This window comes from Pseudomonas sp. S5D5 (assembly GCF_003013355.1).
In the GTDB taxonomy this organism is placed as follows: domain Bacteria; phylum Pseudomonadota; class Gammaproteobacteria; order Pseudomonadales; family Pseudomonadaceae; genus Aquipseudomonas; species Aquipseudomonas aylmerensis.
The window spans coordinates 394917-420569 of record NZ_PTEO01000001.1 but is presented as its reverse complement, the minus strand read 5'-3'; the positions used below and the strand labels follow the sequence as shown (position 1 = coordinate 420569).

At 61.7% G+C, this 25653-nt stretch carries 24 protein-coding genes and 1 riboswitch; of the genes, 14 read left to right on the top strand and 10 right to left on the bottom strand.

The window, feature by feature from the left end; translation table 11 throughout:
- The first annotated feature begins 3 nt into the window (after positions 1–3).
- From C9990_RS02005 to C9990_RS01985, 5 genes are all read left to right on the top strand, one after another.
- Positions 4–999 (top strand): metalloregulator ArsR/SmtB family transcription factor, encoded by a 996-nt coding sequence (locus C9990_RS02005; protein ID WP_065904848.1) that lies wholly within the window; start codon positions 4–6, stop codon positions 997–999.
- A 19-nt stretch (positions 1000–1018) separates the two neighbouring features.
- Entirely contained in the window at positions 1019–2209 is a 1191-nt protein-coding gene (gene metK / locus C9990_RS02000) for a methionine adenosyltransferase (RefSeq protein ID WP_034109862.1), read from the top strand.
- Positions 2210–2425: 216 nt separating this feature from the next.
- The gene (locus C9990_RS01995) at positions 2426–2776 is read left to right on the top strand and encodes a hypothetical protein (RefSeq protein WP_065904850.1); all 351 of its coding nucleotides are present in this window, start codon (positions 2426–2428) and stop codon (positions 2774–2776) included.
- 96 nt (positions 2777–2872) lie between these two features.
- Positions 2873–4537 carry an NAD-dependent DNA ligase LigB gene (gene ligB / locus C9990_RS01990; RefSeq protein WP_106802418.1) on the top strand — a complete coding sequence of 555 codons (1665 nt, stop codon included), beginning with the start codon at positions 2873–2875 and terminating at the stop codon, positions 4535–4537.
- Positions 4538–4607: 70 nt separating this feature from the next.
- On the top strand, positions 4608–5003 hold the full coding sequence (locus tag C9990_RS01985) for a DUF1090 domain-containing protein (protein ID WP_065904854.1): 396 nt from the start codon (positions 4608–4610) through the stop codon (positions 5001–5003).
- 6 nt (positions 5004–5009) lie between these two features.
- Here C9990_RS01985 and C9990_RS01980 read toward each other — a convergent pair whose 3' ends face one another.
- Positions 5010–5459 carry a cytochrome c gene (locus tag C9990_RS01980; RefSeq protein ID WP_106802417.1) on the bottom strand — a complete coding sequence of 150 codons (450 nt, stop codon included), beginning with the start codon at positions 5457–5459 and terminating at the stop codon, positions 5010–5012.
- 128 nt (positions 5460–5587) lie between these two features.
- Here C9990_RS01980 and C9990_RS01975 point away from each other — a divergent pair, with 128 nt between their 5' ends.
- Positions 5588–6775, top strand: a complete 1188-nt coding sequence (locus C9990_RS01975) for a murein transglycosylase A (RefSeq protein ID WP_106802416.1) — start codon at positions 5588–5590, stop codon at positions 6773–6775.
- Positions 6776–7067: 292 nt separating this feature from the next.
- On the opposite strand, the gene C9990_RS01965 is transcribed toward C9990_RS01975, so the two are convergent.
- The gene (locus tag C9990_RS01965; RefSeq protein WP_065904857.1) at positions 7068–7454 is read right to left on the bottom strand and encodes an MAPEG family protein; all 387 of its coding nucleotides are present in this window, start codon (positions 7452–7454) and stop codon (positions 7068–7070) included.
- A 182-nt stretch (positions 7455–7636) separates the two neighbouring features.
- On the opposite strand from C9990_RS01965, the gene C9990_RS01960 reads away from it, so the two are divergent.
- Positions 7637–8896: a sodium:proton antiporter gene (locus C9990_RS01960; RefSeq protein ID WP_065904859.1), complete on the top strand. Its 1260-nt coding sequence runs from the start codon at positions 7637–7639 to the stop codon at positions 8894–8896.
- Here C9990_RS01960 and C9990_RS01955 read toward each other — a convergent pair.
- The 3 genes from C9990_RS01955 to C9990_RS01945 all read right to left on the bottom strand — a co-directional run bounded on the left by C9990_RS01955 (position 8890) and on the right by C9990_RS01945 (position 12290).
- Positions 8890–9777, bottom strand: a complete 888-nt coding sequence (locus C9990_RS01955; RefSeq protein WP_065904861.1) for a formate/nitrite transporter family protein — start codon at positions 9775–9777, stop codon at positions 8890–8892. The genes C9990_RS01960 and C9990_RS01955 overlap by 7 nt on opposite strands.
- Before the next feature lie 71 nt (positions 9778–9848).
- Entirely contained in the window at positions 9849–11780 is a 1932-nt protein-coding gene (locus C9990_RS01950) for a patatin-like phospholipase family protein (RefSeq protein WP_106802415.1), read from the bottom strand.
- 105 nt (positions 11781–11885) lie between these two features.
- Positions 11886–12290, bottom strand: coding sequence for an acyl-CoA thioesterase (locus C9990_RS01945; protein ID WP_065904864.1), 405 nt, complete (start codon positions 12288–12290; stop codon positions 11886–11888).
- Between the two features lie 189 nt (positions 12291–12479).
- Positions 12480–12585: riboswitch (S-adenosyl-L-homocysteine riboswitch) on the top strand.
- A gap of 21 nt (positions 12586–12606) precedes the next feature.
- Here C9990_RS01945 and ahcY point away from each other — a divergent pair.
- The 5 genes from ahcY (at position 12607) to C9990_RS01920 (ending at position 19153) form a co-directional block, all read left to right on the top strand.
- Positions 12607–14016 (top strand): adenosylhomocysteinase, encoded by a 1410-nt coding sequence (gene ahcY / locus C9990_RS01940; RefSeq protein WP_010207176.1) that lies wholly within the window; start codon positions 12607–12609, stop codon positions 14014–14016.
- A gap of 165 nt (positions 14017–14181) precedes the next feature.
- Positions 14182–15027, top strand: a complete 846-nt coding sequence (metF, locus tag C9990_RS01935) for a methylenetetrahydrofolate reductase [NAD(P)H] (RefSeq protein ID WP_065904866.1) — start codon at positions 14182–14184, stop codon at positions 15025–15027.
- A gap of 83 nt (positions 15028–15110) precedes the next feature.
- Positions 15111–16193, top strand: a complete 1083-nt coding sequence (locus tag C9990_RS01930) for a hypothetical protein (protein WP_106802414.1) — start codon at positions 15111–15113, stop codon at positions 16191–16193.
- Between the two features lie 63 nt (positions 16194–16256).
- Entirely contained in the window at positions 16257–17048 is a 792-nt protein-coding gene (locus C9990_RS01925; RefSeq protein WP_106802413.1) for an ABC transporter substrate-binding protein, read from the top strand.
- A 221-nt stretch (positions 17049–17269) separates the two neighbouring features.
- The gene (locus C9990_RS01920; RefSeq protein ID WP_106802412.1) at positions 17270–19153 is read left to right on the top strand and encodes a DEAD/DEAH box helicase; all 1884 of its coding nucleotides are present in this window, start codon (positions 17270–17272) and stop codon (positions 19151–19153) included.
- A gap of 226 nt (positions 19154–19379) precedes the next feature.
- Here the strand turns inward: C9990_RS01920 and C9990_RS01915 are convergent, their stop codons facing one another.
- A complete protein-coding gene (locus C9990_RS01915; protein ID WP_065904872.1) occupies positions 19380–19958 on the bottom strand; it encodes a YceI family protein in 579 nt (192 codons plus the stop codon).
- 32 nt (positions 19959–19990) lie between these two features.
- Positions 19991–20542 carry a cytochrome b gene (locus C9990_RS01910; RefSeq protein ID WP_065904873.1) on the bottom strand — a complete coding sequence of 184 codons (552 nt, stop codon included), beginning with the start codon at positions 20540–20542 and terminating at the stop codon, positions 19991–19993.
- Positions 20543–20823: 281 nt separating this feature from the next.
- Between C9990_RS01910 and C9990_RS01905 the strand changes: the two genes are divergently transcribed.
- Complete coding sequence (locus C9990_RS01905; protein ID WP_106802411.1) at positions 20824–22230, top strand: adenosylmethionine--8-amino-7-oxononanoate transaminase; 1407 nt, start codon at positions 20824–20826, stop codon at positions 22228–22230.
- A gap of 65 nt (positions 22231–22295) precedes the next feature.
- Complete coding sequence (locus tag C9990_RS01900) at positions 22296–23015, top strand: 16S rRNA (uracil(1498)-N(3))-methyltransferase (RefSeq protein ID WP_106802410.1); 720 nt, start codon at positions 22296–22298, stop codon at positions 23013–23015.
- 53 nt (positions 23016–23068) lie between these two features.
- On the opposite strand, the gene C9990_RS01895 is transcribed toward C9990_RS01900, so the two are convergent.
- The 3 genes from C9990_RS01895 to C9990_RS01885 are packed head-to-tail and all read right to left on the bottom strand — an operon-like array spanning position 23069 to position 25598.
- Entirely contained in the window at positions 23069–23971 is a 903-nt protein-coding gene (locus tag C9990_RS01895) for a transporter substrate-binding domain-containing protein (RefSeq protein ID WP_106802409.1), read from the bottom strand.
- 24 nt (positions 23972–23995) lie between these two features.
- Complete coding sequence (locus C9990_RS01890; RefSeq protein ID WP_065904878.1) at positions 23996–24346, bottom strand: RidA family protein; 351 nt, start codon at positions 24344–24346, stop codon at positions 23996–23998.
- A 10-nt stretch (positions 24347–24356) separates the two neighbouring features.
- Positions 24357–25598, bottom strand: a complete 1242-nt coding sequence (locus tag C9990_RS01885; protein ID WP_106802408.1) for a D-amino acid dehydrogenase — start codon at positions 25596–25598, stop codon at positions 24357–24359.
- Positions 25599–25653: the final 55 nt, after the last annotated feature.

Here is a 25653-nt window from a genome sequence, read left to right as displayed (position 1 = left end):
CTTATGAATCTACCCGTGCCCTCCCTGCGTCCTGACGACGGCGATGACCTGGCAGCCTTGTGCAAGGCCGCTGGCGACCCGTTGCGCCTGAACGTATTGCGCGCACTGGCCAACGATTCGTTCGGCGTACTGGAATTGGCGCAGATCTTCGCCATCGGCCAGTCCGGCATGAGCCACCATTTGAAGGTACTGGCCCAGGCCGACCTGGTAGCCACCCGCCGCGAAGGCAATGCGATTTTCTACCGTCGCGCCCTGCCCCACACCGAGTTGCTCGGCGGCAAGCTGCACGCCGCCCTGCTCGAAGAAGTCGACAGCCTGGCCCTGCCCAGCGACGTGCAGTCGCGCATCGGTCAGGTCCATGGTCAGCGCGCCGCCGCCAGCCAGGATTTTTTCACCCGGGTTGCCGAGAAGTTTCGCGCCCAGCAGGACCTGATCGCAGGTTTGCCGCAATACCGCGACAGCGTACTGGCGCTGCTGGACAAGCTGAGCTTCAGTGATGAAGCCACGGCACTCGAAGTGGGCCCTGGCGATGGCGGTTTCCTGCCAGAACTGGCGCGGCGTTTCCAGCAAGTCACGGCGCTGGACAACAGCCCGGCCATGCTCGAACTGGCACGCCAGCTGTGCGAGCGTGAAGCATTGGGCAACGTGCGCCTGCAGTTGGCGGATGCGCTCAATCACAACAGTCTGCAGGCCGACTGCGTGGTGCTGAATATGGTGCTGCACCATTTCGCTGCCCCCGCAGACGCCCTCAAGCAGATGGCGAAGTTGCTGCAACCCGGCGGTAGCCTGCTGGTCACAGATTTATGCAGCCACAACCAGAATTGGGCCAGGGAGGCCTGCGGTGATCTCTGGTTGGGTTTTGAACAGGACGATCTGGCCCGTTGGGCCACCGCTGCGGGACTCGTTCCCGGGGAAAGCCTCTATGTAGGTTTACGTAATGGTTTCCAGATCCAGGTCCGCCATTTCCAGCGGCCGGCTGGCGACACTCACCATCGGTAAATTTCAGGAAAACATCGAGATGAGCGAATACTCCCTTTTCACCTCCGAGTCCGTGTCTGAAGGGCATCCGGACAAAATCGCCGACCAGATTTCTGATGCGGTGCTGGACGCCATCATTGCTGAAGACAAGTTCGCCCGTGTGGCGTGCGAGACCCTGGTGAAAACCGGTGTAGCGATCATCGCTGGCGAAGTAACGACTACCGCCTGGGTTGACCTGGAGCAGATCGTTCGTGATGTGATCACCGACATCGGCTACACCAGCTCCGACGTCGGCTTCGACGGCGCGACCTGCGGCGTGATGAACATCATCGGCAAGCAATCGCCTGACATCAACCAGGGTGTCGACCGTGCCAAGCCTGAAGATCAGGGCGCCGGCGACCAGGGCCTGATGTTCGGCTACGCCAGCAACGAAACCGACGTGCTGATGCCAGCGCCGATCACCTTCTCGCACCAGCTGGTGCAACGCCAGGCTGAAGCCCGCAAGAACGGCCTGCTGCCTTGGCTGCGCCCGGACGCCAAGTCCCAGGTGACCTGCCGCTATGAAGGCGGCAAAGTCGTCGGCATCGACGCCGTTGTACTGTCGACCCAGCACAACCCGGACGTTTCCTACGCTGATCTGCGTGAAGGCGTGATGGAGCTGATCGTCAAGCACGTGCTGCCGGCCGAACTGCTGTCCAAGGATACCCAGTTCCACATCAACCCGACTGGCCAGTTCATCATTGGTGGCCCGGTGGGCGACTGCGGCCTGACCGGTCGCAAGATCATCGTCGACAGCTACGGCGGCATGGCCCGTCACGGCGGTGGCGCGTTCTCCGGCAAAGACCCGTCCAAGGTTGACCGTTCGGCGGCCTACGCCGGTCGCTACGTGGCCAAGAACATTGTCGCCGCGGGCCTGGCCGAGCGCTGCGAGATCCAGGTGTCCTACGCCATCGGCGTGGCCCAGCCTACGTCGATCTCGCTGAATACCTTCGGTACCGGCAAGATCAGCGACGACAAGATCGTCAAGCTGGTGCGCGAGATCTTCGACCTGCGTCCTTACGCGATCACCACCATGCTCGACCTGCTGCACCCGATGTACCAGGAAACCGCAGCCTACGGCCACTTCGGTCGTACCCCTGCGCAGAAGACTGTCGGCGACGACACCTTCACCACCTTCACCTGGGAAAAAACCGATCGCGCCAACGACCTGCGCACCGCCGCCGGCCTGTAATCGCTCACGGCATATAAAGCCTCGCCGGGTTTACCCCCGGCGGGGCTTTTTTATTGCCTGCGGGATCACCCTCACATTTTTTGGATCCAAAGCTTGCAGGCCAAATAATGGCCCTCTAGAATCCGCGCCCTCTCGGGCCCTCTACCTTATTTGGATATTGCCCTGCGCCAGCCCGGGATCGATCAGCGCGCAGGCAATCGAACATTGAGGTTTTTCATGCGCATCTCCACGCTCGCCCCTGCCGCCCTTCTGCTCAGCCTGTTCGCCCTGCCGGCCCAATCCGCCGACCTGAGCGCACTGAGTGGCGCGCTGACGTCCCAACTGGGTGGCGGCAACTCCGGCGACTGCCAGAAGCAATCCGCGGACCTGCAAGCCAAGATCGATGCAGCCGAAGCCCAGAAAGACAACCTGAAAGTGAAGGCCTTCAAAGCGGCGCAGGAGCAGATCAACAAAGGCTGTAACAAACTTGCTGAAACCCAGGCCAAGGCCGACGCCAAGCAGCAAACCCAGGAGGCCAAGGCTGATAAGAATGACGCCGTGAAAGCCTTGGGCGGTCTGTTCAAGTAACTGGAAACACCCGGTAAAAAGCCCCGCACTGCCGGGGCTTTTTTGTGCCTGCCTGGATCACTTAGGCTGGGCGCCCTTTACGAGCAAGGAATGCTCATGACGCGCTTACTGATTGCGCTGCTGCTCAGCACGCTGACCTTTTCAGCCTGGGCTGACGGCTGCCCGGCTGAAGCCCGGACCCAACTCGGCAGCCTGGCCGAACAGATCCGCCAGTGGGATGACAGCTATCACCGGCTCGGCCATTCCCCCGTCAGCGATGAGCTCTACGACCAGGCTCGCCAACGCCTCGCGCAATGGCGCGAATGTTTCCCCCAACCCACGGCAAAGGCCGACAACCCACTGGCCAGCGCACGCGGCACCCTGGCTCACCCGGTCGCCCATACCGGGCTGGCAAAACTGCTGGATGAACAGGCAGTCGGCACCTGGCTCGGCACGCGCCAGGAAGTGTGGATACAACCCAAGGTCGATGGCGTGGCGGTGACATTGGTGTACCGCCAGGGTCGGCTGAGCCGAGTCATCAGCCGTGGCGATGGCCTGCTCGGCCAGGACTGGTCAGCCTCGGCGCGCAAGATCCCCGCCATTGTCCAGCAGCTGCCGGAGCCCCTTGACCTGGTGCTGCAAGGCGAACTTTACTGGCGCCTCGACGACCACGTGCAGTCGGCACATGGCGGGCTCAATGCCCGCAGCAAAGTGGCTGGGCTGATGAACCGCAAACACTTGAGCGACATCGAAGCCGCCGGCATCGGCGTGTTCATCTGGGCCTGGCCCGACGGCCCGGCCGCGTTCAACGAGCGCCTCGCCAGCCTGGCACGCTGGGGTTTCACCGACAGCCAGCGCTACAGCCAGCCCATCCAGGACATTACCCACGCCGCACACTGGCGCGCCTATTGGTACAACCATCCCCTGCCCTTCGCCAGTGATGGCGTGGTGCTGCACCAGGCGCAGCGCGCACCCGCCGAGCGCTGGCAGGCCAGCACGCCGTACTGGGCGGTCGCCTGGAAGTACCCGGCGGCCAAGGCCCTGGCACTGGTGCGCAACGTGCGGTTCAAGATCGGCCGTACCGGGCGCATCACCCCCATGCTCGAACTCGAGCCCGTGCGGCTGGATGACCGGCAGATCAGCCGCGTCAACGTCGGCTCGCTGAAACGCTGGCAAGCACTGGACATCCGCCCTGGCGATCAGGTCGCCATCAGCCTGGCGGGCCAGATCATCCCACGGTTGGACCAAGTGATCCTGCGCAACGCCACCCGGGTCGACCTGCCGGTCCCGGACCCTCTGGACTTCCACGCCTTGAGCTGCTGGCAGCTGGACCCCGGCTGCGAGGAACAACTGCTGGCGCGGCTCACCTGGCTCAGCGGTGATCAAGGCCTGGCCTTGCCCCATATCGGCCGTGAGACCTGGAACATATTGATCCAGGCCGGTCTAATCGCAGGCTTTCTCGATTGGTTAACCCTGGACGCGGCAGAGCTTGCTAACATTGATGGCTTCGGCGATCGCAGCCGCGCGCGGGTGCTCGACAGCCTGCACAGCGCGCGGCAACGGCCCTTCGCCCAATGGCTCAAGGCCCTGGGCATACCGCCTGCGGCACGCAACAACCTGGAAGGCGGCTGGCAGACACTGGCCGCCAAGGACACCCAGGCCTGGCAGGCCACCGATGGCATCGGCCCGGGTCGCGCAGCGCAACTGAGCGCTTTTTTCCGCGATCCGCACGTACAGGCTTTGGCTGAAACACTACGCGTGGCCGGGATAGACGGGTTTTGAACCCGGCCTGGCCACCTTTGAACGGCGGCAGAATTCATCCTGCTGCCAGATTGCGACTTTGGAGTACCACATGAAATTTCTCGCCCCCTTTGTCTTGTTGACTGTCGCAAGCTGCATGGCCACGCCACTGCTGGCGGCCGAAGAAGTTGCCCCCCTCACCGGCTGCGCCGCCAAGCGCCAGGCCATCAGCGCCCAGATCGAACAAGCCAAGGCGCATGGCAACAGCGCGCAACAGGCCGGCCTGGAAAAAGCCCTGAGCGAAGTCACTGCCAACTGCACCGACGCCTCCTTGAGGAAGGAGCGCGAAAACAAGGTGCTCGACGCCAAGCACGAAGTCAGCCGCCGTCAGGCTGACCTCGACAAGGCAATGAAAAAGGGCGACGCCGAGAAAATCAACAAACGTAAGGACAAGCTCGCCCAGTCGCGCAAAGAACTGCAGGACGCCGTTGAACAACTCGACGAATAACGCCGGTCAGTGATCGCGAAACTGCTTATGGCAGGCGCTGCAGGCATCTTCGACTTTCTGCACCGCAGGCCCAAGGTTGCTGGCCTTGTACGGCTGGACCTGGCTGGCGACCACCAGTTCACCGGTGGCCGCTTCAAGGTTGCGGGCCAGTTCCTGGAAGCGCGCCTGTTGTTGCCATACGTCGTCCTTGGCACTGGTGTGATCTTCTTCGCGCACGCTCGGGAAGTGCTTCCACGGTTCATGCGACAACGCATCGAGCTTGACCGCGCCTTCGGCAAACTTCGCGCCGTCGAACGGGATGCGTCCACGCAACATGCCGCCCAGGTCCTCGCCGGTCTTGAGCATCTGCTTGAAAATCGCCTTGCGCTGGCCCAGCGGGGAATTTGGATCGACGCCGCCACAGGCGGACAAGGCCACGCAGGCCAGCAATACAACCGTCAGTTTATTAAAAGTCATGATGGCTCAGGGTCACGGGAAACGGCGGCCAGTATCCTCGCCCCGCCCGTAAAGACCAATAGCCCTATTAATAATAAGGGTTGCCCGACTGCGCTACAGCGCGGGCAATCGCTTCAGGAATTGCGTTTATGAATGTCGTGCTGAAAACCTGGAGCCGCCGCCTGGCGTGGGCTCTGCCGATTGCTGCACTGCTGGCCGGCTGTGATGGCGGTAAAGACGCCAACAAAACAGAGGAAGTGGCCAAACCCCATGCCGTAGCCACCTACGTGAGCGCGCCATGGGAAGCCCTGCCGGCGGTGTCCGACAGCGACCTGCTGGCCGGCTTTGAAGCCTGGCGCAGCGCCTGCCAACGCCTCAAGGCCGACCCGATCTGGGGCGCGACCTGTGCCGCAGCGGCCACCGTGCCGGGCAATGCCGTGGCGGTGCGTGGTTTTCTAAAAGAACGCCTGGATGTATTCGGCCTGCGCTCGGCCGACGACACCCCCAATGGCCTGATCACCGGCTACTACGAACCGGTCTACCCCGGCAGCCTGACCAAGACTGCCACCGCCCATGTGCCCGTGTATGGCGTGCCGGATGACCTGATCATCGTCAATCTGGAAAGCATCTATCCGGAACTCAAGGGCAAGCGCCTGCGCGGTCGCCTCGAAGGCCGCGTGCTCAAGCCCTATGACGATGCCAGCGCCATCAACGGCCAAGGCTCCAGCGCCAAGCCGATTGCCTGGCTGACCAACCCGATGGACCTGCAATTTCTGCAGATCCAGGGCTCGGGCCGCATTCAACTCAAGGACGGGCGCCAACTGCGCGTGGGTTATGGCGACCAGAACGGCTACCCCTATCGTCCTATCGGCCGCTGGCTGGTGGAGCAAGGCGAGTTGAAGAAAGAAGCAGTGACCATGGGCGCCATCAGCGCTTGGGCCAAGGCGCACCCGGAGCGAATCCCGGAACTGCTCGCGAGCAACCCCAGCTACGTGTTCTTCAGCGCCCGTCCCGACAGCAATGAAGGTCCGCGCGGTTCGCTGAACGTGCCGCTGACGGCAGGCTACAGCGTGGCGGTGGATCGCAAGGTGATCCCGCTGGGCAGCCTGTTGTGGCTGTCGACCACCACGCCCGACGGCTCGGCATTGGCACGTCCCGTCGCCGCACAGGACACCGGCGGTGCAATCACCGGCGAAGTGCGCGCGGATCTGTTCTGGGGCACGGGTGATGCGGCAGGCGAGTTGGCGGGGAATATGAAGCAGCAAGGCCAGATCTGGATGCTGTGGCCCAAAGGCGCGGCGTTGCCGCACGTGCCGGATGCACCCGCGGGTACCTGAGGAACACTGAAGATCAAATGTGTAAACGGGCTTGTCGTGGGGATAAGGCCTGTCGTGGGGAGCGGACTTACTGTGGCGAGCGGGCTTTCGTGGCGAGCGGGCTTGCCCCGCGTTGGGGTGCGAAGCAGCCCTGACAACAGGCGCCGAGTTCCTTCTGAAAAAACTCGGTGTGCCGATTGGGGCCGCTTCGCGCCCCAACGCGGGGCAAGCCCGCTCGCCACAGTAGGCGGGCTTGCCACAGCAGCCGGCTTGCCACAGTAAGCCCGGCCACAATAGAGGGCCGGGCTACGCCTTAGATCGAGACGAAGAAGAAGCTCGCGATCAATACCATCCCTACAAACCACACCAGCGAACGCAGCATTGCCCAGTCGGCGACGTAGCAGATGATGTACAACAGGCGACTGGTGATAAACAGCACCGCCAGCACATTGATGGTCACCAACGACGCAGTCCCGGCAAGGTGGGCGATAATCACCGCCGCCGCGAAGGCGGGTGTCACCTCAAAGCTGTTGAGCTGCGCGTTGTGGGCGCGCTTGGCGAAGCCGTCGAGGGTATCCAGAAAAGCGCGCGGATCATGATTCTGCCGCGGGCCGAATTTGCCGCCACTGAACTTGGCCACCCCTGTGCACAGGTAAGGCAGGAAAATCGCTATCAACACACACCAGAAAGCCACCGTCATCACTGATTCCTTTTGTAGTTTTAAACAGAAATTAGAGTTTTAGCACTAAACCTAGCAAACCGCACTTACCGGCTATGAGCACGCCGCGCACCGAAAGGTTCTATCGCGCTGTGCAACCTCATGCCCGCCCTGCGGTCCACCCATGCACCAAAGAACTGCCACCCAACCTCCAAGGACCCCGGATGCTTGAACTTGTCGCCGCCTTCATCTGCCTCACCACCCTGCTCACCTATGTGAACTTCCGTTTTATCGGCCTGCCACCCACCATCGGCGTGATGGTCACGGCCCTGCTGTTTTCGCTGATCCTGCAAGGCCTGAGCGTGCTCGGCTACCCGGGCCTGGAGGAACGTATCCAGCAATTGATCGGCCAGATCGACTTCGGCGATTTGCTGATGAACTGGATGCTGTCGTTCCTGCTGTTCGCCGGCGCCCTGCACGTCAACCTCAACGACCTGCGCAGCTACCGCTGGCCCATCGGCCTGCTGGCAACGTTCGGCGTGTTGATTGCCACCGTGGTGATCGGCAGCCTGGCGTACTACATCTTCGCGCTGTTTGGCTGGCACGTGAGCTTCCTCTACTGCCTGCTGTTCGGCGCGCTGATCTCACCCACCGACCCGATTGCAGTCTTGGGCGTGCTGCGTACCGCCAACGCCTCCAAACCGCTGAAAACCACGATCGTCGGCGAGTCACTGTTCAACGACGGCACGGCGGTGGTGGTGTTTACGGTTTTACTGGGTATTGCACAGCTGGGCGAAACGCCGACCGTAGGCGCTACCGCGATGCTGTTTGCCCATGAGGCGATTGGCGGCGTGGTGTTTGGTGGCCTGATCGGCTACCTCGTGTACCTGATGATCAAGAGCATCGAGCAGCACCAGATCGAAGTGATGCTGACCCTGGCCTTGGTCATCGGCGGTTCGGCGATGGCCACCGAACTGCACGTCTCGGCGCCGATTGCGATGGTGGTGGCCGGTCTGATCATCGGCAACCTGGGGCGCAAGCTGGCGATGAACGACATGACCCGTCGCTATCTGGATGGCTTCTGGGAACTGCTCGATGACATGCTCAACGCGCTGCTGTTCGCGCTGATCGGCATGGAGCTGCTGCTGTTGCCGTTCAACTGGCTGCACGTCTTCGCTGCCAGCCTCCTGGCCGTGGCAATCCTGCTGTCACGCCTGCTGACCGTTGCTCCGGCAATCCTGCTGCTGCGCCGCTGGCGCACGGTGCCACGCGGGACCATCCGCATCCTGACCTGGGGCGGCTTGCGCGGCGGGGTTTCGGTAGCGCTGGCACTGGCATTGCCGCTCGGCCCGGAGCGCGACCTGCTGCTGAGCATCACCTACATCGTGGTGCTGTCGTCGATCCTGTTGCAGGGGTTGAGCATCGGCAGGCTGGTCAAGCGCGTGACTCGGGACGAGCCCCAAGCCACGCCCGAGCCTCACTGATCCTTGTTGATCTGCTGCGGATGCCTCGGGTCCGCAGCGGTTTTTCCCGGCAAGCTGCTTTCACTGCGGATCTGCGCGTGACTGATCAACGCAAAGATAAAGCTGCCGCCGATGATATTGCCGGCCAGGGTCGGACCGGCAAACACCAGCCAGAAGTCTTTCCACGGCAATTCGCCGGCAAACACCAGGTACGAAACCTCGGCCGAACCGACGACGATATGGGTGAAGTCCCCCAGCGCCATCAGGTAAGTGATCAGGATAATGATCCACATCTTGGCGCTTTCCATGGAGGGGATCATCCACACCATGGTCGCGATCATCCAACCGGAAACGATGCCTTTTGCAAACATCTGGCCGGCGTCGTTTTCCATGATCTTGCGGCCGATTTCGAGGAAGGCCAGGTCGGTCTTGGTATCGAAGATCGGCAGGTGCAGCATCACATACGCCACCAGCAGGGTGCCGCACAGGTTGCCGACCAGCACGACTGTCCATAAGCGCAGCAGGCGTCCCGCATTGCCCAGCGTAGGCTTGCTCATCACCGGCAGCACGGCGGTCAGGGTGTTTTCGGTGAACAATTGCTGGCGCGCCAGGATCACCGCGAGGAAGCCCGCGCAGTAGCCGAAGCTGGCGATGACCTTGAAGGCTTCGCCATCTGGCAGGCGCGAGTTGAGCAAGCCCATCGCCATCAGCGACAGTCCCATGGTCAGGCCGGCAGCCAGCGCCGACCACCACAAGGCGGCGACGCTGCGCTCCAGCTCCTGGTCGCCCTGGGTGCGGATGATTTCATGCAACACCGCCGCGCGGGGGGGTTGGTTCTTGTCTACGTCCTGTTGCTCTTCCTGCGACAGGTTGGGGGTCTTGCCGTCTGCTTGAGTGGCCATGATGTACCAGAGTCCGAGGGGTGCCTGTAGCTACGACATGCCGGCACAGTAGCTGTTCAGTGGCCAGGCAACTAAACCCGTTTGCGCCAGGCCTTGGCCATCGCCACAGTAGTGTCACTGGAAGACATACTCCATGGCGTGTTGCGCGCCTGGTAATGTTCGCTGAGATCATCAAGCACACGATTGAACGCCTGCGGCGCGGTGGCCTTGGCCAAGTCTCGTGCCGCGCGCTGCAACAGTTCGACATTGGATGCCGGCTGGCCAGGTCGGAACAGTGACGGGTAGATAACCTCCCGTGTAAAGCTCTCGGCACTCACCGCGATATCGCGACGTTTCATTTCGGCAACAGCGCAAGCCATGACCCTGGAAGTGGACGGTACATCGCCGGAGCCCTGATTAGCAGCCACTTGCAGCAATCGCTGAAAATTTCGCTGGCCTGGGTCATTCAAGCGCCGTCCCAACCACTCCAATTGCTCGGGACTTCGGGCAAGTGCTTCCAGATTGCGCACTGCCGACGACAGCTTCGGTGTGAACAGCAAGCCAGCATGCGACTTATCGACCTCTGTAATCGCATGGTCCAGCGCGCGCAACGCCTGTTTCGCTTCTTCTCGAAACATCAGCACACTGGCTGCGGCGCTGTCTGCCTGCAATGCCGTCTGCACACTGGCCAGTGTTTCATCATCCATCGCCAGCACCGCCGCATCCAGCGAACCGAACGAGTGAGAATCCCTCGTCGAGGCCAGATTCTGCAGGTGCCCAGCCACCGCTTCACGGGTCCTTTCCTGCAGGTGCTGCTTGTGCTCATCCTTCATGGTGAAGTTGACCGTCCCGTTGAACAGGCCGCGAAAATCTCCCTGTTCGGTATTCAGTGGCGACACCAGCGTCTGGTCGGCAAATGCCTTGAGCCTATTATCCTGGTAAGCCTCGGCAGCCGAATGTGGCGTTCCCGTAATGCAGTCGACCAAGCTGCTGAAAAAACTGCCACTTTGGGCAGGCTCCTCGGCGGAGTCAGGCTCGAATTTGATGATCAGCGACTCGGGCTTGCTCAGGAGGCTCTCGGCAAACAATCGGTCCACCACGCCTGGCGCTGGCGTATTGAGCATCAGGCCACCGTCCTGAAAGGTCGTGGTTTCTGTCGCTATCTGGAAGCCATGCCCCTGTTCCACAGGGCTTTTGAACAGTGCCGGCAACGAACCCGAAATACGCGCAGCGCGGGCAATATCCATGTCCGGCGTCAAACTGCTGTTGAACACTACCAACTGTGGACGCCCTCCAAACATGCCCGTGCCGGTGATATTGAGTTGCTTGACCGCTGCAATACTGCGGCTTAACACCTCAAGGTCGGCAAACGTCGGTGCCCCACCAGCACTGAGCTTGTCAGCAATGCGCATGACGTCGGCAGGCCGGGTTTCTCTGGGAGTGTCGGCAATATGACCAAGAAGCGCCTTGCGCGACTCGTCGCGGATCATGTCCTCCAGCGGGGCGGCATCGGTTTTCAGGCGCGGCAGCAGGGTCATCAGCAACTGGGAAATATTGCCGACCGGGCCCGGCAAGTACCCGAGGTATTTGCCCAGTGTCGAACTGGCGTCCTGCAACCAGGCCGTCACAGGGTCTTTGCTGTTCAGCAAGGTTGGCAGACTGATGTTGTCCGACAGTCCATCGAAGGCTGCGGCACTCATTCCACTGGCAATCAATGCCGCAGAAATCGCACCGGCGGATGAGCCGGAAATCACCTGGATGCCTTCCAGCTTCCGGGCGTCCTCGAGTGCCTGCACCACCCCCGAAAAGGCAACCCCCTTGGCGCCACCACCGCTGAGCACCAAATGCGTGATGGGCGGCCGCGACAATGTCACCTCCACACGCCCATGGGGATCGCGCTGGAGGATCAGATTGCGCGCGCCGCCGCCCTCCACCCGTAACATCTTCGCGGTGTGATCGGCGTGGGTACTGACATCTCCAGGCGAGAGAAACTGAACGGGGTTGACCGGATTGAGCACTTTCATGCGCTGACTCACTCTGCGGGGGGTGTAGTGCTGAGTGATGACAGCGCCTGGGAAAGATCCAACCGGAACAATCAGGTAACAGAAACCAAACCGGTGGGCATGCAGTTACTCCTGGATGCCATCCTCTTGAAACTGGTCTTTCACGTACTTGATTTCCGTACGGCCGTGAGGCGCTGGCAGGCCATCTTCACCGAGGTTGACGAAGACCATTTTCTCGACGGTGAGGATGCTTTTACGGGTGATCTTGTTGCGCACTTCACAGGTCAGGGTGATCGAGGTGCGGCCGAATTCGGTGGCGGTGATGCCCAGCTCGATGATGTCGCCCTGGCGCGAGGCACTGACGAAGTTGATTTCGGAGATGTACTTGGTCACCACGCGCTGGTTGCCCAACTGGACAATCGCATAGATCGCCGCTTCTTCGTCGATCCAGCGCAACAGGCTGCCACCGAACAGGGTGCCGTTGGGGTTGAGGTCTTCGGGTTTTACCCATTTGCGGGTGTGGAAGTTCATGGGGACTCCAGGTTTGAGATGTTTGGCGATTGGGTTGTGGCCCCCAGCTTCAAGTTTTAAGCGACAAGCTGCAAGTAGTAGCCGATTCGCTCTTACTTGCCGCTTGTAGCTTGTTGCTTGCCACTAGCCGGACAAAGACAGCTATAATCGCCCCCGATTTCAGAACGGCTACTACCGTTCTCCCGCCACCTGTCCGAGGGGCGCTGCAGCAGGTTCAACCTGTCAGGCTCGGATGGGGCGTTGTCCGGCCTGGTTAGCCAGCTGGATACTAAACGCACAACGGCGCCCATTCGCACACTACGAATGGAGGCTCTTCATGAGCGCTGTAAACACGCCTGCAGATTTCAACGACTACAAAGTCGCCGACATGTCCCTCGCTGCCTGGGGCCGTCGCGAAACCTTTATCGCCGAATCCGAAATGCCTGCGCTGATGGGCCTGCGTCGCAAGTACGCCGCTGAGCAACCGCTCAAGGGCGCGAAGATCCTCGGCTGCATCCACATGACCATCCAGACTGCCGTGCTGATCGAGACCCTGGTTGCCCTGGGTGCCGAAGTACGCTGGTCGTCCTGCAACATCTTCTCGACTCAAGACCAGGCCGCTGCCGCTATCGCTGCTGCTGGTATCGCCGTGTTCGCCTGGAAAGGCGAGACTGAAGAAGAGTACGAGTGGTGCCTGGAGCAAACCATCCTCAAGGATGGCAAGCCATGGGACGCCAACATGATCCTCGACGACGGCGGCGACCTGACCGAGCTGCTGCACAAGAAGTACCCGCAGATCCTCGACCGCGTCCACGGCGTGACCGAAGAAACCACCACCGGCGTACACCGCCTGCTGGACATGCTGGCCAAGGGCGAGCTGAAAATCCCGGCCATCAACGTCAACGACTCGGTGACCAAGAGCAAGAACGACAACAAGTACGGCTGCCGTCACAGCCTGAACGATGCCATCAAGCGCGGCACCGACCACCTGCTGTCGGGCAAGCAAGCCCTGGTGATCGGCTACGGTGACGTGGGCAAGGGTTCGTCCCAGTCCCTGCGTCAGGAAGGCATGATCGTCAAGGTGTCCGAAGTCGATCCGATCTGCGCCATGCAAGCCTGCATGGACGGTTTCGAAGTGGTTTCGCCGTTCATCAACGGCCAGAACGACGGCACCGAAGCGAGCATCGACAAAGCCCTGCTGGGCAAGATCGACCTGATCGTGACCACCACCGGTAACGTCAATGTTTGCGATGCGAACATGCTCAAGGCCCTGAAAAAGCGCGCCGTAGTGTGCAACATCGGTCACTTCGACAACGAAATCGACACTGCTTTCATGCGCAAGAACTGGGCGTGGGAAGAAGTGAAGCCACAGGTACACAAGGTTCACCGTACCGGCGCTGGCGATTTCGACCCGCAGAACGATGACTACCTGATCCTGCTGGCTGAAGGCCGCCTGGTTAACCTGGGCAACGCCACCGGCCACCCAAGCCGCATCATGGATGGCTCGTTCGCCAACCAGGTTCTGGCCCAGATCTTCCTGTTCGGCCAGAAATACGCCGACCTGTCGCCTGCCCAGAAAGCCGAGCGCCTGACCGTGGAAGTACTGCCGAAGAAACTCGACGAAGAAGTGGCCCTGGAAATGGTCCGCGGCTTCGGTGGCGTCGTGACTCAACTGACCAAGACCCAGGCCGACTACATCGGCGTGACCGTCGAAGGTCCGTTCAAGCCGCACGCTTACCGCTACTAAGCAGCGGCAAGCTTTCAGCGGCAAGCGGCAAGAAATGCGCTTGTGCCGAGGGCTTGCTACTTCATTGCTCTTTAAGCAGCTACCAGCTGCGAGCTCCAAGCTGCAAGAACAGGCACACCGCCCTCTTGCAGCTTGAGGCTTGCAACTTGCAGCTGGAGACCTCACATGTCCCAAGACCGTCGCTACAGCTTCGAGTTCTTCCCGACCAAGACCGATGCTGGACATGAAAAACTGATGGCCGTTGCCAAGCAACTGGCCAGCTACAACCCTGACTTCTTCTCCTGCACCTACGGCGCCGGCGGCTCGACCCGTGACCGCACGATCAACACCGTGCTGCAGCTCGAAAGCGAAGCCAACATTCCCGCCGCTCCGCACTTGTCGTGCGTGGGCGACAGCAAGGCCGACCTGCGCGGCCTGCTGACCCAATACCAGCAAGCCGGCATCAAGCGCATCGTCGCCTTGCGTGGCGACCTGCCATCCGGCATGGGCATGGCCAGCGGTGAGCTGCGCTACGCCAACGACCTGGTGAGTTTCATCCGTGAAGAAAGCGGCGATCACTTCCATATCGAAGTGGCGGCTTACCCGGAGATGCACCCCCAGGCGCGCAACTTCGAAGACGATCTGCAGAATTTCGTGCGCAAGGCCAACGCCGGCGCCGACAGCGCGATCACCCAGTACTTCTTCAACGCCGACAGCTACTTCTACTTCGTCGAGCGCGTGCGGGCCATGGGTGTGAACATCCCGATCGTGCCAGGCATCATGCCGATCACCAACTACAGCAAGCTGGCACGCTTCTCCGACGCGTGCGGTGCCGAGATCCCACGCTGGATCCGCAAGCAACTGGAAGCCTACGGCGACGACGTCAAGAGCATCCAGGCGTTCGGCGAACAGGTCATCAGCAGCATGTGTGAAGAATTGCTGCAAGGTGGCGCACCCGGGCTGCACTTCTATACGCTTAACCAGGCTGAGCCGAGCCTTGCAATCTGGAACAACCTCAAGCTACCGCGCTGAGGTCTGACCGAGCTGCATCCAGGCCCTCGTTTATACGAGGGCTTTTTTTGTTCACATCTCCCCGGAATGGAAGCCTGCAGTAAATGAATACAGCGTCCCCGACTCCCCGCCCGCAGCTGGTTTACCTGGTATTCGGCGCCGAGACCTATCATCAGGAAGCGGTATTCAGCATCGCCAGTGCCCTGGCGCAGCTGGGCGCAACCGAGGACCTGCCCCTGGACATCCAGGTGTTCAGCGACAACCCGGCGCCCTACGACGGCCTGCCGGTGCAGGTCCACACGCTGGATGAGGCCACGCGCAAACGCTGGAGCGAGCCTCACGGTTACCATTTCCGCACCAAGCACGTGCTGTTGCGCCAAGTCCTGGAAACGGCGGAGCGGGCACTGCTGATCGACACCGATACGTTTTTCCACGATTCGCCCATGGCCCTGTTCGAGCGCGTCGCGCCCGGCACCCTGCTGTGCAACGCCTTCCACGCCAAGTACGGCGATAACCGCGAAAGCGTGCTGTACGAAGCGCTCGCGCCATACCTGAGCGAAAAAGGCCTGGCCGACGACAACATGTGGCTGCTCAACTCCGGGGTCATGGGCCTGGCACGCCAGGACGCGCACCTGCTGGACCAGTCGATTGCGCTGATGGACGAACTGTTCCCGATGGCTCTCGGCGCCTACACCCTGGAAGAGTTCTGCCTGTCGGTTGCCGCCTACCGCCAGGTCAACGTGCGCCAATGCCCGGACCTGATCCACCATTACTGGAGCCGCAAACAGCTGTTCCGGGCCAAGGTCAAGGCGTGGATCACCAAGCACAGCGCCAGCCCCATCAGCACCCTGGCCCTGGCCGACACATGCAAGGTCTCCGCCCACTTGCCGCGCCCGCCACGCCTGCAGCGCCTGATGTACAAGCTGATCACCCTGGCCCTGCCCAAGCGCAAGCAGCAGTTCATCCGCGAGATTCTCTACGGGTGCTACGAGCACCAAAACGAGTTCGACCAGGCATGTGGCCCGGTTTGGTGGGACAAGGCCCGCCAGAATCAGGAAGAGCGCCAGCAGCGCCCGGTCGATGCACACCAGCTGGAGCACTGGTTCGCCAACCCGTTGGTGCGCCTGATTCTCGGTGAGCGGCGTACCGCCATCTACGAGCACCTGATGAGTTCGCAGACGCATTGATACCGCCTGCAGATGCGTGTGCCAGAGCTTCTCTTTAGCGCAGGAGCGTCGTAACCTCAGGGTATGCCCGTGATCCTGAAGCTTGCGACCGCTGCCCTTTTCACTTGCCTGAGCCTGGCCGCTTATGGCGAGAAACTGCGCATTGTCACCGAGCCCTGGGCACCCTATGTGTACGAAGAACGCGGCGCCATGCAGGGACTGGACTACGACACCACGGTGATCGTGTTCCAGCGCCTGGGGGTCGATGTCGAGTGGCAATTCCTGCCCTGGAAGCGCTGCCTGACCATGCTTGACCAGGGCCAGGCCGACGGCGCGCTGGATATTTTCCACAGCCATGAGCGCGACGCGCTGCTGCTCTACCCCAGCGAACCGCTGTCACAAGTCGAGTTCACCCTGTTCTATGCCAACGAACGGCCGCACCCGGCCCAAAGCCTTGAGGACCTGCGCGGCCTGACCGTCGGCACCTCGCCAGGCTACCTGTACGGCGAGCCTTTCAGCGATTCCACGCTGTTCAACCGCGAAGCGGCGCCCAGCCATGAGGCCAACTTCGGCAAATTGATGCTCGGGCGCATCGACCTGGTGATCACCGACCGCCGGGTCGGCCAGCACGTGATCAAGGCCATGGGCCTGGAAGGCAAGGTCAGCCAGGCCCAGGTCGTGGTCAGCCGCCAGCCGCAGTTCCTGGCCGTGCGCCGGGGTGCGGGCATGGACCTGCTGGTGCAGCGCTTTGCCGCCGAGCTCAGGCGCTTCAAACAGGAACCGGCCTACGCCGCCTTGAGTGCCAAATATGGTGGAATCCAGGCCATATCGGCAGCAGGAGACACCGTTGAGCAGCAGGAAAGCAGCGCGCAGTGATTGCTCTGTTATACTCCGGCCTTTCCGCCAGGCTTACGCCCGGCCGCTGAGGTCTTGAAAAAGGCACCCAACCCCGCTACAGCGCAGCTTTCAGCCCGCGCGAGCCGGTGGAGTGCTCGCCAGACGCAGCAGGACCGGACGGGATTGCGCTCCCCTAAGCGCCATTCGCGCCCGGCAAGATTATCCCTCTGGGCCAAGCCCTAACTAAAACAGGATTACTCATGTCCTTTGCTTCCCTCGGTCTCTCCGAGGCTTTAGTCCGCGCCATCGAGGCAGCGGGCTATACCGAGCCTACTCCGGTGCAACAGCGGGCCATTCCCGCCGTGTTGCAAGGTCGCGACCTGATGGTTGCGGCTCAGACAGGTACTGGTAAAACCGGCGGCTTCGCCCTCCCGATTCTGGAGCGGTTGTTCCCCAATGGTCACCCGGACAAATCCCAGCGTCACGGCCCGCGCCAACCGCGCGTACTGGTCCTGACCCCCACCCGCGAACTCGCCGCGCAAGTGCACGACAGCTTCAAGCTGTATGCCCGCGACCTGAAGTTCGTCAGCGCCTGCATCTTCGGCGGCGTCGGCATGAACCCACAGGTTCAGGCCATGTCCCGTGGTGTCGACGTGCTGGTCGCCTGCCCCGGTCGCTTGCTCGACCTGTGCGGCCAAGGCAGCGTCGACTTGTCCCACGTGGAAATCCTCGTGCTGGACGAAGCAGACCGCATGCTCGACATGGGCTTTGTCCATGACGTGAAAAAGGTCCTCGCCCGCCTGCCGGCCAAACGTCAGAACCTGCTGTTCTCGGCAACGTTCTCCAACGACATCACCGCCCTGGCCGGCAAGCTGCTGCACAACCCGGAACGCATTGAAGTCACGCCGCCGAACACCACGGTCGAGCGTATCGAACAACGCGTGTTCCGCCTGGCCGCCAGCCACAAGCGTGCGCTGCTGGCCCACCTGATCACCGCCGGCGCGTGGGAACAGGTACTGGTGTTCACCCGCACCAAGCACGGCGCGAACCGCCTGGCCGAGTACCTGGACAAACACGGCCTCACCGCCGTCGCCATCCACGGCAACAAGAGCCAGAACGCCCGCACCAAAGCCCTGGCCGATTTCAAGGCCGGTGAAGTGCGCATCCTGGTGGCCACCGATATCGCCGCCCGCGGCCTGGATATCGACCAACTGCCACACGTGGTCAACTTCGAACTGCCGAACGTCGACGAAGACTACGTGCACCGTATCGGCCGTACCGGCCGTGCCGGTCGTTCGGGTGAAGCCATCTCCCTGGTTGCACCGGACGAAGAAAAGCTGCTGAAAAGCATCGAGCGCATGACCAAGCAGAAAATCGCCGACGGCGACCTGATGGGCTTCGATGCCAGCGCCGTCGAGGCTGAAAAGCCAGAAGCGCGCGAGCGTCCGGACGTGCGCAACCCACGCAACCCACGCGGTCCGAAGGGCGATGGCCCGAACGGCGGCGGTGGCGGTGGTCGTCGCGACAAGGGCAAGGACAAGGGCGGCAAGGAAAAAGCGCCTACCAACGGCCGTGGCGAGCGCCCGGCCCGTGAGCAAAAACCACGTGAAGGCACCCCGGCCCGCGAACAGCGCCAGCCGACCCAGCCACCACGTGCTGCAGCCGACCGCGCCCCGGACGAGTTCCTCGACGACGACGTGGATAACTTCGGTAACCGCGTTGACTACGTGCCCCAGGCCAAACCGGCCCAGGGTCGTGGCCGTCGTCCAGGCGCCCCGGCGCAAGGTGCCGGCGCTGGTGCCCCACGTGGCGGCCAGCCACAGGGCGGTCGTCAGAACGGTCCGCGCAACAGCAGCGGCGGCACCACCGGTACGCCACCGGCCAAGCGCAACGGCCCGCGTAACGGCGCGCCTCGTGATGGCCAGGCCCGTCGCGATGATTCGCGCAGCAACAACCGTCGCCCGGCCCGTGACGACCAGCCACGCTTGTCCGAACCCGCCGTGCAGAACCCGCGCGGTGGCCCGGCGCCGAAGATCATCCACAAGGAGTCGAAAGCCGACCGCTTCCCGACACCGGAGCAGTTGGATCAACTGCCAGGCCGTCCTCGTGGTGAAAAACCAGCGCTGCTGACCCGCAACCGCTGAGTTTCAAAGCACCACAAAAAATGCCCCGCCTCTTTCGAGACGGGGCATTTTTTTTGACTCGACACTGATCAACTGTGGGAGCTGGCTTGCCTGCGATTGTATCGACTCGGTGTGCCTGATGCTTCGATGCGCCCGCATCGCAGGCAAGCCAGCGCCCACATTGCGTGCATTCCAGGCATGAAAAAACCGGATCTCAGGATCCGGTTTTTTCGGGTAAAAACAGAAATTACTTCTGCTTGACGCCTTCCAGCGAGATGTCCAGGTCCACGGTCTGCGAGGACGGGCCTGGGCCTTTGATGCCGAAGTCGTTCAGGTTGACAGTAGTGGTGGCGTTGAAGCCAGCACGTTCGCCGCCCCATGGATCCTTGCCTTCACCGTTGAAGGTCGCCTTGAAGGTCACAGGCTTGGTCACGCCGTGGAAAGTCAGGTCGCCTGTCACGTCAGCGGTTTTTTCGCCGGTGGATTTAACAGCGGTGGACACGAACTTGGCATCGGCAAACTTGCCAACGTCGAGGAAGTCCTTGCTGGCGATGTGCTTGTCACGTTCTGCGTGGTTCGACCACAGGCTGGCGGTTTTCACGTCGACCGCGATTTTGCTGGCTTCAGGCTTGGCGGCATCCCAGCTGAACGAGCCATCCCAGTCCTTGAAGGTACCGTGGATGTAGCTGTAGCCCAGGTGGCTGATTTTCCAATCGATGAAGGCGTGCTGGCCTTCCTTGTCGATCTTGTAGTCGGCGGCCATCACCTGACCAGCAGACAGCAGGGCGGTACCGATTGCCAGAGCGGCGAGCGTCTTTTTCAACATGCTTTCTATTCCTTGTGAGTCGAGGTTGAACATCAGGCTTTGCGCCCCAGCATACGAACCAGGGTCACATCACGATCAATGAAATGGTGTTTCAGCGCGGCCACGCCATGCAGGCCGGCGAACACCACCAATACCCAGGCCAGGTACAAATGCACCACGCCTGCAGTGTCTGCCTGGTCCGGTAGCCCGGAAACCAGCGCAGGAATCTCAAACAAGCCAAACACCGGGATCCCGACACCGTCTGCGGTGGAAATCAGGTAACCGGCAATCATCACGGCAAACAGCCCGAGATACAGGAACGCGTGGCCAAACGCAGCCCCCAGACGCGTCATGCGGCTATAGCTGGCAAGCGGTGGCGGCGGCGGGCTGACCAGGCGCCAGACGATCCGCACGAGCATGATGGCGAACAGCGTAATGCCGATGCTCTTGTGCAGGTCCGGGGCGTCTTTGCGCCAGGCACTGTAGTAGTCGAGACCGACCATCCACAGGCCCAATGCGAACAGACTGAACACCACCAGGGCCACGCCCCAGTGCAAAACGATGCTGACCCAGCCATAGCGGGCCGGTGAATTACGTAGTTGCATGTCCCAAATCCCGTAAGAGCTGTGGCAAGACTATCGATTTACCTATCGAATTAAAGCGGAAAATTTCGCTTTGAAATATCGAGAAATACGATCAAGAGCGTATGCAGAGTAAGTTAACAAGAGATTAAGGACTATCCAGAAGAAACGTGACGGACTGTCCTGCGTTTACCACCAATTTACGCTTCAAACTCGCAATGGGTTGTGACACAGGCCTGCATTGCATAGGCTTGCGCGAATGTTTCACCTGCGCCACACGCAGGACCGCTTCGAGGAGATGACCGATGGGCTTGAACAACCAGTGGATGCAACGCGACCTGGCCGTGTTGTGGCATCCCTGCACCCAGATGAAAGACCACCAGCAACTGCCGCTGATCCCCATCAAGCGCGGTGAAGGCGTGTGGCTGGAAGATTTCGAAGGCAAGCGCTACCTCGATGCCGTCAGCTCCTGGTGGGTCAACGTGTTCGGCCACGCCAACCCGCGTATCAACCAGCGCATCAAGGACCAGGTCGACCAACTCGAACACGTGATCCTCGCCGGTTTCAGCCACCAACCGGTGATCGAACTGTCCGAGCGCCTGGTGGCGATGACGCCCGAAGGCCTGACCCGCTGTTTCTATGCCGACAACGGTTCGTCGTGCATCGAAGTGGCGCTGAAGATGAGCTTTCATTATTGGCTCAACCGCGGCCTGCCGAACAAGAAGCGCTTCGTCACCCTGACCAACAGCTACCACGGCGAAACCATCGCCGCGATGTCGGTGGGCGATGTGCCGCTGTTTACCGAAACCTACAAGGCGCTGCTCTTGGACACCCTCAAGGTGCCGAGCCCGGATTGCTACCTGCGTCCCGAAGGCATGAGCTGGGAAGAGCATTCGCGCAACATGTTCCAGGCCATGGAACAGACCCTCGCCGACAACCACGACAGCGTCGCGGCGGTGATCGTCGAGCCGCTGATCCAGGGCGCCGGCGGCATGCGCATGTACCACCCGGTGTACCTCAAGCTACTGCGCGAAGCCTGTGACCGCTATGGCGTGCACCTGATCCACGATGAAATCGCCGTGGGCTTCGGCCGCACCGGCAGCATGTTCGCGTGCGAGCAGGCCGGTATCCGCCCGGATTTCCTGTGTTTGTCCAAGGCCCTCACCGGCGGCTACCTGCCATTGGCGGCGGTGGTCACCACCGATGATGTCTACGACGCCTTCTACGACGACTACCCGACCCTGCGCGCCTTCCTGCACTCCCACAGCTACACCGGCAATCCGCTGGCGTGCGCGGCCGCCTTGGCGACCCTGGATATTTTCGAAGAAGACAACGTCATCGAGAACAACAAGGCCCTGGCCCAGCGCATGGCCACCGCCACCGCCCACCTGGTGGACCACCCGCACGTGTCGGAAGTGCGCCAGACCGGCATGGTCCTGGCCATCGAGATGGTCCAGGACAAAGCCACCAAGACCGCCTACCCGTGGCAGGAACGCCGTGGCCTGAAGGTCTTCGAGCATGCCCTGGAACGCGGTGCGCTGTTGCGGCCCTTGGGCAGCGTGGTGTATTTCCTGCCGCCGTATGTGATCACGCCGGAGCAGATCGATTTCCTGGCCGAGGTGGCCAGTGAAGGCATCGACATTGCCACCAACAGCAAAGTCAGTGTCGCCGTGCCGAAGGACTTCCACCCAGGCTTTCGCGATCCCGGCTGATCACACCCCTGCAGGCGCCGGCAAGCCGGCGCCTGCAGAAACACCTTATTTTCCAGAGAACAGAAATGAGACTGTCCCGCTTTTTCACCGACACCCCGCTGAGCCTTGGCGAGCACGAGTTGCCCGAAGCCCAGGCGCACTACATCAGCCGTGTACTGCGCATGAACGAAGGCGACGCCGTGCAATTGTTCGACGGTTCCGGCCAGGAGTTCCTGGGTACTTTGCTGGATGTCGGCAAGAAGCGCGTCAGCGTGCAACTCACGCAAAGCTTCGCCGGGCAGGCTGAATCGCCGCTGCACATCCACCTCGGCCAGGGGTTGTCGCGGGGCGAGCGCATGGATTGGGCGATACAGAAAGCCACCGAACTGGGCGTCAATGCGATCACGCCGATTTTCAGCGAGCGCTGCGAAGTGCGCCTCAAGGATGAACGCGCCGACAAACGCCTGCTGCACTGGCGCCAGGTGGCAATCAGCGCGTGCGAACAATGTGGGCGTTCGACAGTGCCAGTGATTCACCCACCGCTGCTGCTGGCGGACTGGTTGAAGCAGACCGAGGCCGACTTGAAACTGGTCCTGCACCCGGTGGCCGAGCCGCTGGTCAGCCATGCCAAGCCTGCCAGCCTGGCCTTCCTGATCGGCCCTGAAGGCGGGTTGACCGACAATGAAGTGCGAACCGCGCAAGACGCCGGCTTCCATGCCGCCCGCCTGGGCCCGCGCGTATTGCGGACCGAGACGGCGCCCGTCGTCGCGCTGGCGGTGGCCCAGCAACTCTGGGGCGATTTCTAACCCCGCCTCCAATGTAAGCGCCGGCAAGCCGGCGCCTACGGTTGGCCGGGTGATCACTCCACCGGGTCACTCACCGGCGTGGCAATGATCGCCTTCAACTCGCTGGTCATCGGAAACTCCAGGTTCAAGCCCTTGGGCGGAATCGGCTGTTCAAACCAACGCTGGTAAATCCCGTTGATCGCCCCCGAGCGGTACAGGTCGCCCAGTGCCTCGTTGACCACCGCGAGAAACTGCGGGTCGCCCTTGCGCACCATGCAGCTGTAGATTTCCCGCGACTGCTCTTTGCCGACCACCACCCATTTGTGCGGATCCCTGGCCTTGGCGCGCTCACCGTAGAGCAGCGCATCGTCCATATAGAACGCCGCCGCGCGACCGGTCTCGAGCATCTTGAACGCCTCGCCGTGGTCCTTGGCGCTGATCACGAACATATTGGTCTTGTGCTCGGCGTTGTAGTTCTTGAGAAACCGCTCGTTGGTAGTACCGGCGGTGGTCACCACGTTTTTGCCCTTGAGGTCGTCAAAGCCCTGGATACCGCTGTCCTTGGCGGTCAGCAACTGCCCCTTCACGTAGATAAAGCCGTAGGAAAATGCCACCTGTTGCTGGCGCTCTGCAGTCACCCCGGTGGAGCCGCATTCGAGGTCGACGGTGCCGTTCTGTACCAGCGGGATACGCGTCTGGGAAGTCACCAGGTTGTATTTCACCTTGAGATCGGCGACCCCGGTTTTCTCCTCGATGCGCTCGACGATCTTGCTCGCCAGGTCCACCGAATACCCCATGGGCTTGCCACTGCTATCCCCCACGTAGGAAAACGGCACCGACGCATCGCGATAGCCCAGGGTGATCGACTTGGCGCTGGCGATCTTGCCCAGCGTGCCGTCCAGCGGCGCTTGATTGGCATGGGCCTGCGCCCCCAGCAACAGCCCCAGGGTGCAACCGGTCAACAGGATTTTTTTCATTGTTATTCTCCGTTGGTCTTTGAGTTATTTACGGACAGCAATCACGCTGATTTCCACCAGCACACTCGGTCGCGCCAGTTCCGCCTGCAAGGTGGTGCGCGTCGGCGCCATGCCCGGCGACAGCCAGGCAGACCACACATCATTCATTGGAGCGAAACCGTTGCCGATATCTTTCAAGTAAATGGTCGCATTCAAGACATGATCCTTGTCACTGCCGGCCTGGGCCAGCAGCCCGTCGATCTTCGCCAGCACTTCGCGGGTCTGGGTCGCCACGTCGACACCCTCGCCCGGCACCTGGCCCGAGAGGAATACCAGGTCCTTGAAGGTGACGGCGCCGGACAGTCGTTCGTTGCTGCTGATTCGCGTGATGGTCATGGGTGCATCCTTATGCGGCGCGGGGCGCCAGGCCCTGCATATCAATGGAAGGGACGTGTTGGCCGATCAACTCGGCGAGCAATTGGCCGCTGCCGCACGCCAGGGTAAAGCCCAGGGCACCGTGGCCCAGGTTCAGCCACAGGTTGCGATAGCGACTGGCGCCAATCAGCGGCACGCCGGTCGGGGTAGCCGGGCGCATGCCGGCCCATTCCAGCGCATGCGTGTAGTCGCCAGCTGTAGGAAATGTCTCGATTGCCTGGCGCTTGATCAGTGCCAGGCGCTTGGGCTCAAGGCTGGCGTCGAAGCCGACGATATCCACCATCGCCGCCACCCGCAGTTGTTCGCCGATGCGCGCGTAGACAATCTTTCGGTCGTAGTCGGTGATGCTCACGTTCGGCGCGCGGTGCTGCGCGCCAATCGGCACGCTCAGGCTGTAGCCCTTGAGCGGGTACAGCGGCAGTGACAAGCCCGGCAACGCCAACTCGGCACTGCGATGCCCGGCAGCCAGCACCAATTGCTGCACCGGCATCACTTCGCCGCCCAGTTCGATAGCCTGTACCGCACCGTCGGCATGCAGGATCCCGGTGACCTTGCGCCCCAGCATGAAGGTACAGCGCCCCGACGCTTGAAGACGCGCCGCCAGCTGCTGGCAGAAGGCATGACAGTCCGCCACTTCCTCGTTGGGCGTGTAGATGCCGCCGACAAACCCACCTGCCGCGAGTGTCGGCTCCAGGCGCGCACAATCTACCGCCGACAGCACCTGCTGCTGCAGGACGTCGGTGACCTTGCTGCGCGCACGCTCGAAGGTATCGGCATTGCGAAAAGTCACCAGCTTGCCGTTGCGTCGCCAGTCGAAACCGTCCAGGCCGTCATCGACGCGCCATTGCTGCAAGGTGGATTGGCTCAGGCTCGCCAGGCGCAGCAAGTGCGCGGCGTTGCGTTTGTTCACCGAGCCGCGGCAGGCGCCGATGAAGGCCGCCATCCAGCGCCATTGCTGGGGGTCCAGGCGCGGGCGCAGCTTGAGCGGCGAATCGCCGCGCAGCAACCAGCCAATCGCCTGCAGCGGCACGCCGGCGTCTGCCAGCGGGGCGACGTAGCGGTAGGACAACTGCCCACCATTGGCAAAACTGGTTTCGCTGCCCAGGCTGTCGCGTGCCTCGATCACCGTCACTTCATGGCCGGCGCGCACCAACGCGTAGGCACTCGCCAGGCCGATAACCCCTCCACCGATGATGCAAACCTGCCTGGTCATGCCAGCCCCCAGCCGTTGAATAAGAAGGCTCAAGCCTAGGGGCAGGTGACAGGTC

Bases quoted from the DNA above. Each gene is read 5' to 3' on its own strand.
- C9990_RS01900 (WP_106802410.1), top strand. From the start codon at position 22,296: ATGAGACTGTCCCGCTTTTTCACCGACACCCCGCTGAGCCTTGGCGAG.
- C9990_RS01960 (WP_065904859.1), top strand. From the start codon at position 7,637: ATGCTTGAACTTGTCGCCGCCTTCATCTGCCTCACCACCCTGCTCACC.
- metK (WP_034109862.1), top strand. From the start codon at position 1,019: ATGAGCGAATACTCCCTTTTCACCTCCGAGTCCGTGTCTGAAGGGCAT.
- C9990_RS01945 (WP_065904864.1), bottom strand. From the start codon at position 12,290: ATGAACTTCCACACCCGCAAATGGGTAAAACCCGAAGACCTCAACCCC.
- C9990_RS01950 (WP_106802415.1), bottom strand. From the start codon at position 11,780: ATGAAAGTGCTCAATCCGGTCAACCCCGTTCAGTTTCTCTCGCCTGGA.
- C9990_RS01930 (WP_106802414.1), top strand. From the start codon at position 15,111: ATGAATACAGCGTCCCCGACTCCCCGCCCGCAGCTGGTTTACCTGGTA.
- C9990_RS01985 (WP_065904854.1), top strand. From the start codon at position 4,608: ATGAAATTTCTCGCCCCCTTTGTCTTGTTGACTGTCGCAAGCTGCATG.
- C9990_RS01920 (WP_106802412.1), top strand. From the start codon at position 17,270: ATGTCCTTTGCTTCCCTCGGTCTCTCCGAGGCTTTAGTCCGCGCCATC.
- C9990_RS01975 (WP_106802416.1), top strand. From the start codon at position 5,588: ATGAATGTCGTGCTGAAAACCTGGAGCCGCCGCCTGGCGTGGGCTCTG.
- metF (WP_065904866.1), top strand. From the start codon at position 14,182: ATGTCCCAAGACCGTCGCTACAGCTTCGAGTTCTTCCCGACCAAGACC.
- C9990_RS01895 (WP_106802409.1), bottom strand. From the start codon at position 23,971: ATGAAAAAAATCCTGTTGACCGGTTGCACCCTGGGGCTGTTGCTGGGG.
- ligB (WP_106802418.1), top strand. From the start codon at position 2,873: ATGACGCGCTTACTGATTGCGCTGCTGCTCAGCACGCTGACCTTTTCA.
- C9990_RS01910 (WP_065904873.1), bottom strand. From the start codon at position 20,542: ATGCAACTACGTAATTCACCGGCCCGCTATGGCTGGGTCAGCATCGTT.
- C9990_RS01955 (WP_065904861.1), bottom strand. From the start codon at position 9,777: ATGGCCACTCAAGCAGACGGCAAGACCCCCAACCTGTCGCAGGAAGAG.
- C9990_RS01925 (WP_106802413.1), top strand. From the start codon at position 16,257: ATGCCCGTGATCCTGAAGCTTGCGACCGCTGCCCTTTTCACTTGCCTG.
- ahcY (WP_010207176.1), top strand. From the start codon at position 12,607: ATGAGCGCTGTAAACACGCCTGCAGATTTCAACGACTACAAAGTCGCC.
- C9990_RS01995 (WP_065904850.1), top strand. From the start codon at position 2,426: ATGCGCATCTCCACGCTCGCCCCTGCCGCCCTTCTGCTCAGCCTGTTC.
- C9990_RS01980 (WP_106802417.1), bottom strand. From the start codon at position 5,459: ATGACTTTTAATAAACTGACGGTTGTATTGCTGGCCTGCGTGGCCTTG.
- C9990_RS02005 (WP_065904848.1), top strand. From the start codon at position 4: ATGAATCTACCCGTGCCCTCCCTGCGTCCTGACGACGGCGATGACCTG.
- C9990_RS01890 (WP_065904878.1), bottom strand. From the start codon at position 24,346: ATGACCATCACGCGAATCAGCAGCAACGAACGACTGTCCGGCGCCGTC.
- C9990_RS01965 (WP_065904857.1), bottom strand. From the start codon at position 7,454: ATGACGGTGGCTTTCTGGTGTGTGTTGATAGCGATTTTCCTGCCTTAC.
- C9990_RS01915 (WP_065904872.1), bottom strand. From the start codon at position 19,958: ATGTTGAAAAAGACGCTCGCCGCTCTGGCAATCGGTACCGCCCTGCTG.
- C9990_RS01905 (WP_106802411.1), top strand. From the start codon at position 20,824: ATGGGCTTGAACAACCAGTGGATGCAACGCGACCTGGCCGTGTTGTGG.
- C9990_RS01885 (WP_106802408.1), bottom strand. From the start codon at position 25,598: ATGACCAGGCAGGTTTGCATCATCGGTGGAGGGGTTATCGGCCTGGCG.